Genomic DNA, 16,124 nt, shown 5'->3' on the forward strand with positions numbered 1-16,124 from the left:
CCTGATCAACCCAATAAACAGCTAATAATACTTCTACTTCCTCTTCAGCGTTGTATGCGCCTTTGCTCCGTTAGCTGCTATATCAACCCCGATAGAATCACCGTAAAACTTACCGCTGTGAGGGATCTCCAGGTCGCCTAATGTTACGGTGAAAGTGAATTTATCGCCGTTTACTTTGCCGTCATCAATAGGGAGTTCGCCTTTAGGGGTTTGCGCGGATCCGGTTAATTTATCACCGTCAATTTTAAAATCGTAAACCAGGGGATATTTATCTCCATTCTCGGTTGTAAGGATACCCGCCCACTTGCCCGAGAAATCGGCAATGGCAGCAAAACAGGCTAAAAAGCAGCATGATAACAATGCAGTTGTTAAAAATTTTCTTTTCATGAGTGTTGTTTCTTCTGCCGGTAAAAGTAGGTTCCGCATTAAAATTTATCATAAACAACAGGTTAAGTTTTGCTTCAATTTTATTGGTGAAGAAATGGAAGGGGGGAACAAATTATGATAGGTTGAGATAAACCTATTGCGAATCCAACAACCTGAAACGAGTATCAGTCAGGGTAATCCTGGAAAAACTGTAATGACGTGTCGGTTTAAACAAAGCAATCGGCTCTGTATGCTTGCAACGACTCACCCCGGCTACGCTTCGCTGGCCGACCCTCTCTTCAACTTCGTTGGAAAGAGGGTTTAAAACATTTTTATTGATTTTTCAAATCCCCTCTATGCGCAAGCGGAGAGAGGGGTGACAAGCGCAGTGATGTCGGGGTGAGTCGGCTCGCCGCCATGCTGAAACATCATTTCACCAAGGCGATCGCAGATATAGAAAAAAAATATGCGTGAGACGAATACCATCCACCTCACGCAAAGAAATTATTAAGCCTACTCAAATTTATCGGCTATTACCTGGATCTTTTTTCCCGGCTTTTCCTCGGCTTCAAACGTAAGCGTAATTTTGCCTGCCACACCCGTAATAGTTATTGTGGCGTTTTTTTCGTGATTGCCATTTTCATCACTAAGTTTTGCTTTAATAATAGTTTTACCTTCTTTAAACGGCGTTTGCCAGTCGCAGGTTTTTGAGCTGATTGGTCCCGACATCTTATGATCCTCACCTCCCGGAACAATGGTTATTTCTGTTTTAGAAATGGTAATAACCGTGTGTTCGTCCCTGCTGTCAATGTGGCCCTGGTCATCAAACTGATCTGTTTTTGATGATGTTAAGGTTACGGTTTGGTCGCACTGCGCAAAAGCTGCTGTGGTACCGGCTACCATCAAAAAGATGATGAAAAGCGTTTTTTTTAAGTTGAATGCTGTTTTCATTTGTTGATTATTAAGTTTTAAATAAAGATAGGTGTTTTATATAGTATTATGCAATGCAAAGTACTATATAAATTGTATATTATTGATTATCAATATTATAAATTTATTATGAGTTGTAAGCTACTGCGTGTACGCGTCTTTTTTAATAAAAGAAGATGTCATTTCGATTGAGCGAAGGGGAGGGTGAGTGGGGCGCGAGTGAGAAATGACACGTTTTGGGTTCGATTTTAGATTTTTCCCGACAAAAAAAATGTGTACACCCGATAGCCCGTTTGGAAGGAATTGAAAATCTCCCGAACCTTCAATCCAAATCCGGCTAATTTTCAGTTATTATTTGCTAAAATTAATTAGTGTGAAAAGAACAATTAATGTACATTTGAAATGTATTACCTTTAACTACCGTTACCAATTATTAAAACCTGTTATGAACAAGAAGATCAGTTTATTAATAGCTGTATGCTGCAGCTTTTCGGCTTTTGCGCAAAAACAGCAGGATTACCCCATACAACCGGTTCCGTTTACCAGCGTAAAGCTTAGTGACCATTTCTGGACCTCGCGTATCGAAACCAATCGTACGGCAACTATCCCGGCATCCTTTGCACGTTGCGAAAGTACCGGCAGGGTAAAAAATTTCCAGATGGCTGCTGCGCATTCGGGTAAGTTTTGTACTACCTATCCTTTTGATGATACCGATATTTATAAAACAGTTGAGGGCGCCTCATACTCGCTGGCTGTTCATCCCGATAAACAGTTAGATCATTATCTCGATTCGCTTATTACCATAGTAGGCAAGGCCCAGGAGCCCGATGGCTACCTGTACACCGCCCGTACCATCGACCCCATACATCCACAGGCCTGGGCAGGGCCCGAGCGCTGGGTTAATGAGCAGAACATGAGCCATGAGCTGTATAACTGCGGCCACATGTTTGAAGCCGCTGCCGCGCATTATATGGCTACCGGCAAACGCAACTTTTTGAACATCGCGCTAAAAAATGCCGATTTGCTGGTGCGCACGTTTGGTCCGGGTAAAAGGACGGTAGCGCCGGGGCACGAAATTGTAGAAATGGGGCTGGTACGCCTGTACCGCATCAGTGGTAAAAAGGAATATCTTGACCTGGCTAAATTTTTTATAGATGCCCGCGGTCATAAGGAATACAACAAGAAAAGCAAAAATCCATTCGACAACGGCGTTTACTGGCAGGATGATACGCCAGTTACCAACCAGGAAGAAGCCGAAGGCCATGCCGTACGGGCCATGTACCTTTACTCGGGCATGACGGATGTTGCAGCGTTAACAGGTGATAAAGCATATATAGCTGCCATTGATAAGATCTGGGATAACATGGTGAGCAAAAAAATATACGTACAAGGCAGTATTGGCGCGGTTGGCGATGGCGAACGCTTTGGCGGTAATTACGAATTGCCAAACACCACCGCTTATAACGAAACCTGCGCAGCCATAGGCAACGTATTCTGGAACCAGAGGATGTTTTTATTGCACGGCGATTCAAAATATATCGACCTGTTGGAGAAAACCTTGTATAATGGATTGATATCAGGCGTTGGGCTTGATGGTAAATCATTCTTTTATACCAATGCCATGCAGATTCGTGATAGTTTTACGCATCCCGATATTGAGCGCTCGCGCTCAGGCTGGTTTACCTGCTCATGCTGCCCAACCAATATTGTACGTCTTATTCCATCTATCCCCGGCTATATGTATGCGCAAAATGGTAAAGATGTTTATGTAAACCTGTTCATCAGCGGCTCGGCAAATTTAAAGGTAAGTGACAAGGCGCTTAAAATAACCCAGCAGAATAATTACCCATGGGATGGCGGCCTGGTATTTAATATCGATCCGGCCTCGGCCATGGATATGAACCTTAAAATCAGGATCCCGGGTTGGGCGCAGGACAAAGCTATCCCATCCGACCTGTACAGCTTCGAAAAGTCGTCGGCACAAAAAATAGAGATCAAAGTAAATGGCAAAGCTGTTGATTACCAAATGGAGCATGGTTATGCCGTGATTAGCAAAAAATGGAAAAAGAATGATAAGGTTGAGCTTACCCTGCCTATGGATGTGCAGCGTGTAGTTGCCAACGAGAAATTAGCTGATGATAACGGCAAGATTGCCATTCAGCGCGGCCCTATCATGTATTGTGCCGAATGGAAAGATAATACCGGCAAACCCAGCAGTTTCATTGTAGCTAAGGATGTTGTTTTTACGCCATCATATAATGCTGATTTGCTAAATGGCGTTATGACTTTAAAGGCCGAAGTAAAAAGTGTTAATGTAGATGAAGCCAATCAAAATGTAAGTACCAGCAACAGCACGTTAACAGCTATCCCATATTATTCATGGGCAAACCGTGGTAAAGGCGAGATGACAGTATGGTTCCCCGAGCAGGTGAAGTTTGTTGATTTACTGAGTAAGTAGAGCCTGATCATCTAAACATCTTTTTGTCATCCTGAATGCAGTGAAGGATATGCCCGCCGCCATGCTTCATCGCCCTGTATAGGCTGCGAATAGATTCTTCACTGCGTTCAGAATGACATTTTATTTAATCAATTATCTATCCCAATCAAAACTTCAACATGAAGCCCGGTTGGGATTTTTAGTTTAATAAATGTTACGTATACATTTCTATTCTATTGAAATCTTTATACCTTTAAAAAGTATAAACAATCCGGTAAACCGTTCTGAGTCAATTATAAGCCATCGTTTGTTTTAAGGTAGCTTTTGATTGTATCATTAATCAAATAATTATGATTAGAAATATCTTTACAATGTTATTCCTTGTAGCCATTTGCTCAAGTGCATCAACCCAGGAGGTTTCACTGAGCAAAGGCTGGAAACTTGCCGTTGGCGATTCGGTGCAATGGTCATCTCCAACTTATAACGACCAACATTGGCAGAATGCTAACCTTAACGACAACTGGGAACGCCAGGGACATCCTAATTATGATGGTTTTGGCTGGTACCGCACCAAAGTGGTGATCCCATCATCATTAAAAGAAAAATCATTCCTAAAAGACAGTATTCGGTTAAACCTGGGTACTATTGACGATAACGATGAAGTATACCTTAATGGTAAGCTGATAGCCAAATACGGCGGCTACAGCGGCACTATAAAAGATGGACATTACGGAGGCCGTTCATATACGATAGCTGCAAATAATCCGGCTATTTTATGGGATAAAGAAAATGTGCTGGCTGTACGCATATTTGATACTGGCGGCGACGGCGGTATGTACGGCAGCGGACAAGGCAGTGTTTTTAATATTACTATGGCCGATGTGATGGATCATGTATCGGTTAATACAGATGCCGATTTTGAGTACGGCGATAAAAATAGCCTTAGTAAAAGTATTAAGCTGCTTACTACAAATCTGTATCAATATAGTGGTAAGCTGGCATTTAAGGTAGCCGACCCGGAAACCAATACCGTATTGTACGAAAAAACCAACGATGCAGCATTTACTAAGGGTAAACCATTTACCTATTCGTTTTCTATTGCCCGCTTAGCAAAAAAATCATACATCATAACGTATTCCTTTACAGATACAAAATCGGGTAAAACAATTGTACAAACCGAGACCACTCCTTATATCCTTACCCCTTATCCATCAGCCAAAGTAAAAATTAATGGAGCTGATGTATTTGGCGCACGACCCGGGCATCCGTTCCTGTACCTGATACCGGCTACAGGTAAAAGGCCTTTAACTTATAAGGCAGGCGGCTTGCCTGCAGGCTTAAAGCTTGATGCCGCAACCGGGGTTATAACCGGTTCTGTAGCCCAAAAAGGAGATTACCAGGTAACTTTTACTGTAAGTAATACTTTGGGTGCTAAAACCAAAAATTTTACCATTAGCATTGGCGATAATATAGGTTTAACACCAGCCCTTGGCTGGAACAGCTGGAACGCCTGGGGTTTAAGCGTAAACGATGAAAAAGTACGGATCTCGGCCAAAGCAATGGTAGATAAGTTAAGCGCGCATGGCTGGGCTTATATTAACATAGATGATGGCTGGGAAGCGGAGCAAAGGGCGGCAGACGGTAAAATTGTAACCAACAGCAAGTTCCCGGATATGAAGGGGCTTACCGGGTATGTACATAGCCTGGGTTTACGTATGGGCATCTATTCATCGCCCGGCCCGCGCACCTGCGGCGGCTATTTAGGTAGCTGGCAACATGAAGACCAGGACGCACAAACTTATGCAGACTGGGGAATTGATTATTTGAAATACGACTGGTGCTCTTATTCTGACATTGTTCCAAAGCCGGATTTAGCCGGATTGAAGAAGCCTTACCAGGTAATGCAGGCTTCATTGGGTAAAACAAACCGCGATATCATGTATAGCCTTTGCCAGTACGGCATGGGCAATGTATGGGAATGGGGCGCCGAAGTTAACGGCAACAGCTGGCGCACAACCGGCGATATACAGGATACATGGCAAAGTATGTCGAATATAGGTTTTAACCAGGGACCGGCGGCGCTGCATGCCCAGCCCGGTCATTTTAATGATCCGGATATGCTGGTAGTAGGTAAAGTAGGATGGGGGCCAAGCCTGCACAACACGCGCCTTACATTTGATGAGCAGTATACCCACATCAGCCTTTGGAGCCTGCTGGCATCGCCATTGCTGATTGGTTGCGATATGGGCCACCTGGATAGCTTTACGCTAAGCCTGCTTACCAATGATGAGGTACTGGCTATTGACCAGGATGCTTTGGGTAAAGGGGCCAGCCAATACATTAAAAAAGATGATTACCAGGTATGGGTAAAGGAACTAAAGGACGGTGGCAAAGCCATCGGCTTGTTTAATACATCAGATACATACCAAACCATCAGCCTTGATAAAAGTGACCCTGCAATAAGCGGCTATACCAAATTCAGGGATGCCTGGCAGCAAAAATATATTATTACTACCGGCAATACCTTAAGTGCCAAAGTTGCGCCGCATGGCGTATTGTTGCTGAGGGTGGAGAAATAATAGAATTTAATAAATATTAAAAATGGTTTGCCATATGTTGAAGGGGAAATGATACCGTTAAGGCCAAACTTACGAAGTTTCTAAACGGCGAAGCCCTCAACGAGGCCCAAAAACAATATTATTGCGAGTTAAACTTCGTAAGTTTTTGTGCAATCAGACAATCGCGCCATTGCAATGACGATTGTTTTTTATTTAGAGAAAAACCTACCGCGGGCTATCGTAATAATAAACAGGCGAAAATACACCCTCGCTTGTAGTATAATATCCTTTGCCGTCGGGTGTAAAACCTATGGCCTCGCCTTGCTTTTCGGCTATATAAGGTAGTTCACTTGGTTTTCTTACCATGGCATCCCACGCATGTTCATTGGACTGGCGGCGCCAGTAATAAACTTTCTCGTAGCTTTTTAATAGTATTTGCTGCCCGTCTTTGGAGATATCACCCGCCGTGATCCATTTAAAAGGTTTAAAGCCGGCGAAAAATAATGTTGCCCTTTTAGTCAGGGTAATTGTATCAATAGCAGCTAAATTTAGCGGCGATGTGTAAACACCCACCGAATCGCCACGCTTGCTGACTATGTATATTAGCTTTTCAACCGGGTCTACCATTAAAGTCTCCGCGTCTTTTGGCCCATCGGGATATCTTAAATGAAGGGCTTCAGGTATGGCATGGGTTGTTGTATCAACAGTCCATGCTTTGCTTTCCAGGAAACGGTAGATAGTAATACATTTCCTTGAATTATTATTATCACCTATGTCACCCAGGTAAACATAGCTTTTTCCTTTCTTCGGACCTGGTCCTACGGCAATATCCTCGCAATCCTGCACTCCAAAGCKTTTTTTTTTATCACCGTTAAAATAAATAGTAGTTTTTAGTTTTCCTTTGGAGTCTATAGAAAAAAAGCGACTTGTATCGCCACTGTCATTATGTACATAATAAGTATCCGGATTTATAGATGAAGCAGCAATACCGGATATTTCGTCCATTTGCTTGCTGTTAAGCGTCCCGCTAATATTTTTTTTATCAAGCAAGCGGTGCCGGGCATACGACCCTAAAAAAAGCAGCATGATCAGGGGCATCAGTATTTTTAATCTTTTTCTTCTGCTCATCAAAATCGTTAAGAATAATAACGCAAATAAATCATATTATTATGAAAATTGCATTAAATATATCGTATTTTTATGTATATGCGCAATAATGCTGCCAATAAGAATTTTCGTACGTTAATTTGACGGTTGTTAAACAAAAGTTGTATTTAGTGCATACTTGTTTAATGATCATCGCTGTTTTTGGGGATGATCGAACTTTTGGAAAGGGATTTTTAATACATTTAAAAATGTTCCGTTCAGGGTTTCGTCCATGTGGGTGTCAATGCCAAAAACGGTATCTTCTCTTTCTAAATTGGCGTAAGTGCCAAATATCCTATCCCATATGCTTAATACATCGCCATAATTACAATCGGTATAAGGTAATTGATAATGATGGTGTACATGGTGCAAATTGGGTGTAATAAATATAAGCCCCACAAATTTATTTAACCCTGGTGATAGCCTGAACTCGGTATGTGCAATGATGTTGGAGAAAGACTGAAAGGTTTGCCTTAAAATTAAAACCCCTATAGCCGGACCACAAATAAATACCCAAAGCATTAAAAAGCAGGTGCGGATACAGGTTTCGCAGGGATGCTCCCTTATGGTTGTTGATACATCTACCTTAAGATCGCTGTGGTGTACCAGGTGAAATTTCCATAGCGGTTCGGCCTTGTGCATGGTAACATGATAAATGTATTCGCACAGATCGAGCATCATAAATAGCGCTATGTAGTAAACCCAATGATTGGCATGAAAAGGTATTAAATTGATAAGCCCCCAATGGTGGGCGGTTGCCCAGCCCGATATTAAAACAACAAATGTTGTTAATAATAGCTGTATTGGTAAAGCGGTAAAAATAAATAGCGTATTGACTGATGAATGCTGCCATTTGGTTTTGATTCCATCATGTGATACCAGCATTTCGGCAAACCAAAGGCCTGTTATTACACCGGCGTACAAGAGTACCTGCGATAAATCTTCATGTTGAGAAAAAAATAAGCTCAGTTTGTGCATAGTTAAATTAATAGGGACTTAAAGGTAATAAATATGTTACCGCTATTTAAAGTCTATATTAATTCTTCATCATTTGTTCATTTTGCGGATACAAAAAGGGCCTTGGAGAAGGCCCTTTTTGTATTATCTTTTTGCTGATTTTATAAATCAATTATTTGCTTTAAGCTGTTATTTAATCATTTCCAGTTCTGCATCGGGTTTTGATACGTCTGTTAGTGCCACCCTTCCGCGATCTTTGCGCAGGATGCGGTTGAACAGGGAGATTTCACGATCAAAAAGAAACTGGAAAAATAACTTTGTCCATGAAGTATGGTAATACAGTGTATCATAATATTCAGGAGCGGTTTTCCGTATCAGGGGAAGTTTGTTCCATGGGATAGAGGGAAAATCATGATGTTCGTTATGAAAGCCTACGTTGAAGGCTACCACGTTAAGGTTACCATAGTAGCTATAAGTTTCCTGCTCAACACTATGAGTAAGGTAGTGCTCCTGTACCCAGCGTGCGCCAAGCGGGTGCAAACCTACAGAGAACGAAAAACTTAACAATAAAAAGGCAACTGAATGCCAGCCCATAAAGTAGGCTATAGCTGTAGTGAAAATCACTTGTAAAACAAAATTGGTAACTATCCAGCCATCAATAGGATGGATCTCCCGGAGCCTTGATAAACGAAACAACTGGAATACCGGGAAAAATAACAGCCAAAGCGCTTTGCCCAAAAACGAATTGCTGATTAGCTTGGCTTCCCATTTATTGGGCAAATCGGCATCCAGTTCATGAACCCCCTGGAAAGAGTGGTGCTTGATGTGGTATTTCTCGAAAGATATAGCGCTTGGCAATATTTGCGGTAAATTGGCAAACATAGATGCCCAGCGGTTGGCATTGCGGTTTTTAAACAGTAGCTGATGGGTACATTCGTGGATCATTACAAATAAGGCATGATCGGCAAAGGCACCTAATAAATAGGCCGCGCCAAAAACCCACCACCATGATTGATCGCGCAGAAACCATGCTAAAACCACTTGGAATGCCACTAAACCAATAATAGCAAAAACGGTATTGGGGTTTTTACCTATCAGCTGGCGTAATTGCGGAAACTGCTTTAAAATTTTTTTTGTACGGATACGATGTGGTTCAGACTCCTGGGAATAAACAAAATCAGTTCTCTTAATCATATGATATATAAACGTTAAAGATATCAATAACGTTTTAAAAATATCATTTTGTGGTCAAAATAAAAATTTTATATAAAATCTTCATGCTGTTTTCATGAAGATTTTATATAAAATTTATTTACTGTAGCTTGTAAACCAGTACTTTAAATGTATTAGGCAAGGCTTTGCGCGTGCCAGCTTCAAATTCGGCAACGCTTAAATAAATTTTATGGGTTTGGGTATCCAAAGCAAGGGTTCTGGCACGTACCGGAGTTTTTAGCACTTGTACAACACTGTATTCATCAGCCGATTTTTGTTTGATAATGGTAGTTGTACCATCGCCGCATGAGCAAAATATCAGTTTGGTTTCGGGGTCGTAGGCTACGGCATCAACACCCGCGCCAATGGGTAGGGTGGCGGTTACTTTACCTGTATTGATATCAACTACACTGACACCTTTATTTTCGCGGCAAACGGTAAACAGGCGCTGGTTGCCTGCATCCAATGCTAAACCCGTAGGGCCGCCACATGGCGCAAGCGGATAGTTTTTTATCACTTTAAGCGATTTACTGTCGATAACGTTCAGGCTGCTTTTATCTTCCAGGTTGTTGTAGATCTTACCCTTGCCATCCGATACTGCAAATTCGGGAGCACCGCCTAAGGCAACGGTACCTACCTGTTTCAAGGTTTTTGGATCTATAACAGATGAATTATTGCTTTCGCCATTAAAGCTGAAAATACGATCGGTATAAGGATCGTACATAATAGCATCCGGGCCGTTTGCATCTGTAAGGGCAATAGTAGCAATGGTTTTTAGTGTTTTTAAATCAAATGCTACAACCGCGGTTGATTTGCCATCGGTAATAAAGCCACGGTTTAGTTTATTTACAATGGCAATGCCATGCACGCCTTTCATATTATCAATTGAACCAACCGGCTGCTGGGTAGCCAGGTCGATAACATTTACCTGTGTACCATGTGATACGTATAAACGGTGGTTTACCTTATCAATAGCCAGGTAATCATAGCCGCCATCACCAGGCAGGGATATGGTTTTATCGGCTACATAAGTTTGGGCTTTTAGCGCAAAAGGTACTAAACCAATTGCCATTAATGCGAGAACTAAAATTTGCTTTTTCATTTTTAGGTTTGCTTTTTGCAATGAAATTATATCAAAAATCTGTAGAAATATTGTGTTATCCGGGATGATCTGTATGTTGTTCAACAACTATTGAAGTAAAGCCATTGCGGTATAAAATGCGCATCATACTTGGTAAAACAATTAAAAGCAATGGCAGCGCAACTAAAAAGCCGCCAATAACCGCAATGGCCAATGGCTGATGTAACTGGGCCCCGGCGCCAATACCTAAAGCCAGTGGGGTTAATGCAATTATAGCGCCTAATGCCGTCATTAATTTGGGTCTTAAGCGCGTTGATATCGAATAAACTATGGCTTCATTCACGCTTTTTTCTCTGGCGCTTTCCCTGAATTGTAAAAAGGTAAATATGGCATTTTCGCCTATGATGCCAACTATCATGATCAATCCGGTATAGCTGCCTACATTTAACGGCGTATTGGTGATATACAGCGCCAGGAAGCTTCCCGAAATACCCAAAACTGCCATTGCCAAAATTAATATTGCAATTCTGAACTGCTTAAACAAAAATAGTATCACCCCAAAAACCAACAGGCTCGAAGTGATGAGGATGATGAGCAACTCTTTAAATGATTGCTGCTGCTCGGCATACGCGCCGCCGTATTCTACATGGTAGCCCCTGGGTAAGTTTACCTTTTCGGCTATGTTTTTTTGTATGGCCGGTATTACTGTACCTAAGTCACTGTTCTCTAACCTGGCGGTGATAACGCCCATTGATTGCAGGTCCTGCCGTTCAATTTCGGCATCGCCGGCACTTATTGCAACGGTAGCCAGCTGACTTATCGGAATTAAATTACCGTTACCTAAAAATATATCCAGGTTTTTAATACCGGCTATATTTAATGACCTGTTGCCCGGATAAACCATACGGATAGGGGATAGCTGCTGAGTTTCGTACAAATTGCCAACCACATTGCCATCCAGGGCAGTTTGGGCCTGGAACTGCAGGGCGGCCGGTGTAATATTATACTGCGCCAGCTTTTTATAATCGGGTATAATACTTACCGAAGGGCCCGCGATCACAATACCATCAAACACATCGGCAGTGCCTTTAACCGCGGTAACTTCGGCTGCAATTTGTTTTGAAAGGTTTTGAAGGATATGCTGATCATTGCCAAAAACCTTAATTTCGATAGGCTGGGTGGAACTCATAAGGTCTCCTAACATATCGGTTATAACTTGTCCAAAATCTACCCGTAAGGCAGGTTGTGTTTTTTCAATTTCACTTCTTATGTCACTGGTTACCTCATCGGTTGTTTTTTCACGACTTTTTTTCAATTGAATAAGGTAGTCGCCGGTATTGGGTTCTGTGATAAAGAAACCCATTTGTGTTCCTGTACGGCGGGAGTAGGTTGCCACATCGGGATGTTTGGTGATGATCTTCTCTACCTCCCTTAACATGCGGTCGGTTTCCTGCAGCGAGGTGCCCGGCGGCGAACTATAATCCAGCACAATACTTCCTTCGTCCATAGACGGTAAAAAGCCCGTTTCTAATTTTGAAGGAATAAAAATGATCACCGCAATCAACGCCATCATGATAACAATGCTGATTATTGGCTGCATAATAAAAAAGGAAACCCAGCGCTGCCTTTTTACTTCATGCGTTTCTTCTTTCACATTTGCCGAATGCGCGTGTTGGTTACGGGTGAGGAACAGGTATATAACAGGCAAACCTATCCAGGTTACAAAAAACGAGCAGATAAGGGTAATGATCATGGTATTGGTCATTACCTTAAAATAGGCCCCGGCAACACCCGTCATCAGCAAAAAGGGAACAAAGATAACTATGGTACTTATAGATGAACCAAGCATTGCCGGGAACAGGTAATCGATAGCTTTTTTAAGCAGCCTGCTGGTTGGTTCTTCAGGGTGCTCTTCATGTGTGCGATGGATTTGCTCAACCACAACAATGGCATCATCAATGATGAGCCCTATTGCCGCGGCTATTGCACCCAGCGTCATGATATTGAAGGTGTATCCAATTATATAAAGCACAATGAGCGTGAGGCAAAGGGTAACAGGAATTGTAATTAAAATAGCGGCACTGGCTTTAAATGACCTGAGGAAAATAATAGCTACAACTATTGCCAGCAACAAGCCTATCCAAACACTATCGGTAACACTTTTAACCGAATCGTTTACAAAATCGGCCTGTACATAGTAGGGTTTTATAGTAACATCTTTGGGGAGTATTTTTTGCAGGGCCACAACCTTTGCCGCCATATCTGTAGATAAAGATATCAAATTGGCATTGGGTTGTTTTATCACCGCAATTAATACCCCATCGTGTCCGTTAGCGTTTATTTTGGTGTACTCAATTCCCTCACTTATTTGTACTGATGCAATATCCTTCACCTGGATAACCCTTTTGCTATTATTGCTGATCACCATATTCTCCAGCTGATCTTTAGCAGTTACTGTTGCATCGGTTACGGTGAGATACAGCATTTTATAATCAGACAGGTAACCTTCGGATTTTATGAAGTTGGTTTGGCTTAATGCGCTGCTGATCATGTCGGGCGTCAATGACAAGGCTGTCATTTTTTCGCGGTTAAGCACAAGCCAGTATTCTTTTGTTTTGCCGCCAATAACCCTTATTTCGGATACGCCGTTTATTTGTGATAAAAATGGTTTTACTGTAAATGTGGCTAATTGCTTTAACTCAATCGGCGATCGTTCATGACTCTCCAGGGTGTACCCGCTTACCGGTAAAATGGAAGGGTTCATTTTTTCCACAGATATATTTACTTCCGGCGGCAGGGTATTTTGAATTTTTGCTATCTGCGATTCTATTTGTTGCTTGCTGAGGTCAATATCAGCATTCCAATCCATATATGCCGAGATCTCGGCACTTCCCCGGCTGGTGGTGCTTCTTACTAATTGCAGGGCGGGTACCTGTTTTATCGCGTTTTCTAACGGTTTGGTTACCGTTATCATCATTTTGTTTACAGGCTGCAAACCGGCATCGGCAATTACCTTGATTTTAGGAAAAGTGATCTCGGGAAAAAGTGAAGTCTGAAGCTTTGTGTAGGCAAATATGCCCCCCATTAAAATAAGCGACAATACCAGCAGCAAGGGCTTACGATAAAAAATAAAAAAATTCTCTACCCTGTCTAATTTCGTTTTTGCAACTTTAGCCATTACAGTACAATTTTAACTTTAGCTGTATCTGCCAAACCATAGTTGCCACTTATAACTATTTTATCCAGGGCAGAAAACTTTGGGGATAGTATTTCTACCTTGCCACCGCTTTCAATCCCCTTTTTAACAGGTGTTTTAACTGCAGTGGTAGCATTAATCATTTTCATTACCCAAAACTCTGTTTGTGTTTCGTTTGACAGGATGGCCGAAGCCGGCAGGGATACGGTGTTTGTTTTAGTTGTTTTTACTATCCGTGCCCTGGCCACCAGGTTTTCGGGGATCTGGCTGGCCGAATTTACTTTGATTACGATGCCCTGTGTTTGCGATAGCGTATCAACAGCGGGCATAAATGATGTTACTTTCCCATTTAATTTTATCCCATCGGGCAGGGTTAGCAGTACATCCTGGTTGCCGGATACCGATGCGCGCAATTCATAAGGCAGCTGCATAATAAATGCAAAGCTTCCCCTGTCGCTTATCACGGCCAATTGTTCGCCATCCTGTACATAATCGCCTGGCTGGTGGTTTAGCTGGGTAATATAACCATGCTCGGCAGCTTTGATTTTATTTACGCCCGAAAATTTGAAGGTAGTATCAAGTATATTTATGCTATTGCCAATGCTTTGTGCTTCTTTGGTTTTTATGGTAAATAAAACCTGTCCTTTATTTACGTATTGACCAATTTGCGTATTTACCTTTTGTATGTAACCAATAGCGTTAGCTTTTACATAGTTTTTTTGAAGGAATGATGATGTGGCATTCAGCTCAATATAATCGGTAAGTGAGCTTTCATCAATTGTAGTTACCTGTACAGGTGTTACGGGTACAACTGCAGCAGTATCGCTTTCGGCATCGGCATCAGTATTACCTTTACATGAAGAATATACCGCAGCTATGGCTAAAATTATTAAAATGCTTCTTAAACGGGAACAGCCTGTTTTATATATTTTCATAATTATTTATTCCAGTAGTTTAATTGATTGATGAGCTGCAGCTTTGTTATGGTAGCTTGTGTAAGCAGGTTGGTTATGGTATAATAACTATTAACTGCCAGTATCAGATCGGCAATTTTTACATCGCCGGTTTGCATCAGCTGCGTATCAACCTTTATTAAACTTTCAGCATATTTTATCTGTTCTTTTACCTGGTTAACCAGGTTATCATTTTCGTTTATCTGCTGATTAAGCTGCGCGATTTGCTGACGGTATTGCGAATTAAAAAATGCTTTATAGTTTAAACGGGTCTCTTCTTCCAGTTTTAGCTTTTTGTATTGAAGTTTACGCTGGCCGCCATCATAAACAGGCATAGAAATACTAAAGCCAAAGCTGGTACCAAAGTGTTTATAGGCCTGGGCTGTAAAATCGGTATTATAACCACCATCGGCAAAAATATTGGCTTTTGGCCGGTAGCTGTAATCAATTAAGCTCCGGCTGTTAACAAGCCGCAAACTATCAGCTTTAAATTGCCTGAAAAATATACTCACCGAAGCATCTGGCGTTATTGTTTTTTGAATAACGGGCTCTTCCAACTCCACAGTTGCGGTATCAACAACACCGGCAATGTAATTAAGTGTAGCATAGTCATTTTTATATTGCAGTTGTGCCTGCAAAAGCTGTAGCTGCTGTTGCTTTAAAGTAACCAAAAAGGCAAGATATTCGCTTTGTTTGTAAACGTTGTTCCGGGTAAGCTTTTTAAGCAGTCCTTCCTCCTGGGTAAGTAATTTAACCACGTCGCGGTTAAATTTAACCTGCTGCAAACTGCCATAAGCGGTTATATACTGGCTGGTTACCGTCTTCTTTAAATCCTGTTCAGATACTGCCCCGCTATTGATGATAGAATCGCGCTGTAAATTTATTGCAGCCAACTGTGCATTTAAATATTGTTTGCCTATCAGCTGTTTGTTTACCCCCAAAAGGGCATTAAAGGTTTGTACATTAGTAATAGCTCCTGCATAGCCATAACCATTAACAACAGGTGCAAAATAGCCGTTGCTGTTTACATTTACCTGGGGTTTTAAACCAGCCCTTAATCTTAAGCTATCGAGTTGGCTTGCTGCAACCTGGTTCCTGAGATCCTTTAGCAGCGGACTGTTATTTTTTGCAAGTTCCAGGTAATGATCAAGCGTATATGTTTGTGCCCGGGCAGCAGTATAGGTAAATGTAAATAATATAAGGCCGAAAAACCACTTCATTAAACGGAGGTATAAATGCAATTTAAACATAGCTAAAGTATAGCATAATTCTGTAAAAATTTAGGATC

General features: G+C 41.7%; 11 protein-coding genes. 2 read left to right on the forward strand and 9 right to left on the reverse strand.

Annotated features, from left to right (window positions below; translation table 11 throughout):
* Positions 1–33 precede the first annotated feature (33 nt).
* Positions 34–387: a hypothetical protein gene (locus tag AC1DO4_RS13025; protein WP_477416415.1), complete on the reverse strand. Its 354-nt coding sequence runs from the start codon at positions 385–387 to the stop codon at positions 34–36.
* A 492-nt stretch (positions 388–879) separates the two neighbouring features.
* On the reverse strand, positions 880–1,317 hold the full coding sequence (locus AC1DO4_RS13030) for a hypothetical protein (RefSeq protein ID WP_477416417.1): 438 nt from the start codon (positions 1,315–1,317) through the stop codon (positions 880–882).
* Positions 1,318–1,741: 424 nt separating this feature from the next.
* On the opposite strand from AC1DO4_RS13030, the gene AC1DO4_RS13035 reads away from it, so the two are divergent.
* Positions 1,742–3,754 (forward strand): glycoside hydrolase family 127 protein, encoded by a 2,013-nt coding sequence (locus AC1DO4_RS13035; RefSeq protein ID WP_477416419.1) that lies wholly within the window; start codon positions 1,742–1,744, stop codon positions 3,752–3,754.
* Positions 3,755–4,083: 329 nt separating this feature from the next.
* Positions 4,084–6,312 carry a putative Ig domain-containing protein gene (locus tag AC1DO4_RS13040; protein ID WP_477416421.1) on the forward strand — a complete coding sequence of 743 codons (2,229 nt, stop codon included), beginning with the start codon at positions 4,084–4,086 and terminating at the stop codon, positions 6,310–6,312.
* 204 nt (positions 6,313–6,516) lie between these two features.
* Here the strand turns inward: AC1DO4_RS13040 and AC1DO4_RS13045 are convergent, their stop codons facing one another.
* The 7 genes from AC1DO4_RS13045 to AC1DO4_RS13075 all read right to left on the reverse strand — a co-directional run bounded on the left by AC1DO4_RS13045 (position 6,517) and on the right by AC1DO4_RS13075 (position 16,056).
* On the reverse strand, positions 6,517–7,419 hold the full coding sequence (locus tag AC1DO4_RS13045; RefSeq protein WP_477416423.1) for a YncE family protein: 903 nt from the start codon (positions 7,417–7,419) through the stop codon (positions 6,517–6,519).
* Between the two features lie 168 nt (positions 7,420–7,587).
* Positions 7,588–8,415 carry a sterol desaturase family protein gene (locus tag AC1DO4_RS13050; RefSeq protein ID WP_477416425.1) on the reverse strand — a complete coding sequence of 276 codons (828 nt, stop codon included), beginning with the start codon at positions 8,413–8,415 and terminating at the stop codon, positions 7,588–7,590.
* Between the two features lie 168 nt (positions 8,416–8,583).
* Positions 8,584–9,588, reverse strand: a complete 1,005-nt coding sequence (locus AC1DO4_RS13055; RefSeq protein ID WP_477402589.1) for a fatty acid desaturase — start codon at positions 9,586–9,588, stop codon at positions 8,584–8,586.
* Between the two features lie 118 nt (positions 9,589–9,706).
* Positions 9,707–10,708 carry a YncE family protein gene (locus AC1DO4_RS13060; RefSeq protein ID WP_477416427.1) on the reverse strand — a complete coding sequence of 334 codons (1,002 nt, stop codon included), beginning with the start codon at positions 10,706–10,708 and terminating at the stop codon, positions 9,707–9,709.
* Positions 10,709–10,763: 55 nt separating this feature from the next.
* Entirely contained in the window at positions 10,764–13,865 is a 3,102-nt protein-coding gene (locus tag AC1DO4_RS13065) for an efflux RND transporter permease subunit (protein ID WP_477416429.1), read from the reverse strand.
* Positions 13,865–14,818: an efflux RND transporter periplasmic adaptor subunit gene (locus tag AC1DO4_RS13070; protein ID WP_477416431.1), complete on the reverse strand. Its 954-nt coding sequence runs from the start codon at positions 14,816–14,818 to the stop codon at positions 13,865–13,867. The genes AC1DO4_RS13065 and AC1DO4_RS13070 overlap by 1 nt, the downstream gene beginning before the upstream one ends.
* A gap of 2 nt (positions 14,819–14,820) precedes the next feature.
* Complete coding sequence (locus tag AC1DO4_RS13075; RefSeq protein WP_477416433.1) at positions 14,821–16,056, reverse strand: TolC family protein; 1,236 nt, start codon at positions 16,054–16,056, stop codon at positions 14,821–14,823.
* Positions 16,057–16,124 lie beyond the last annotated feature (68 nt).

This window comes from Mucilaginibacter sp. P5_A6, from assembly GCF_056400585.1.

What these genes read in the sequence shown, in the direction of transcription:
- AC1DO4_RS13065 (WP_477416429.1), bottom strand. Translation starts at nt 13,865, where the DNA reads ATGGCTAAAGTTGCAAAAACGAAATTAGACAGGGTAGAGAATTTTTTT.
- AC1DO4_RS13035 (WP_477416419.1), top strand. Translation starts at nt 1,742, where the DNA reads ATGAACAAGAAGATCAGTTTATTAATAGCTGTATGCTGCAGCTTTTCG.
- AC1DO4_RS13070 (WP_477416431.1), bottom strand. Translation starts at nt 14,818, where the DNA reads ATGAAAATATATAAAACAGGCTGTTCCCGTTTAAGAAGCATTTTAATA.
- AC1DO4_RS13060 (WP_477416427.1), bottom strand. Translation starts at nt 10,708, where the DNA reads ATGAAAAAGCAAATTTTAGTTCTCGCATTAATGGCAATTGGTTTAGTA.
- AC1DO4_RS13075 (WP_477416433.1), bottom strand. Translation starts at nt 16,056, where the DNA reads ATGAAGTGGTTTTTCGGCCTTATATTATTTACATTTACCTATACTGCT.
- AC1DO4_RS13040 (WP_477416421.1), top strand. Translation starts at nt 4,084, where the DNA reads ATGATTAGAAATATCTTTACAATGTTATTCCTTGTAGCCATTTGCTCA.
- AC1DO4_RS13050 (WP_477416425.1), bottom strand. Translation starts at nt 8,415, where the DNA reads ATGCACAAACTGAGCTTATTTTTTTCTCAACATGAAGATTTATCGCAG.
- AC1DO4_RS13025 (WP_477416415.1), bottom strand. Translation starts at nt 387, where the DNA reads ATGAAAAGAAAATTTTTAACAACTGCATTGTTATCATGCTGCTTTTTA.
- AC1DO4_RS13055 (WP_477402589.1), bottom strand. Translation starts at nt 9,588, where the DNA reads ATGATTAAGAGAACTGATTTTGTTTATTCCCAGGAGTCTGAACCACAT.
- AC1DO4_RS13030 (WP_477416417.1), bottom strand. Translation starts at nt 1,317, where the DNA reads ATGAAAACAGCATTCAACTTAAAAAAAACGCTTTTCATCATCTTTTTG.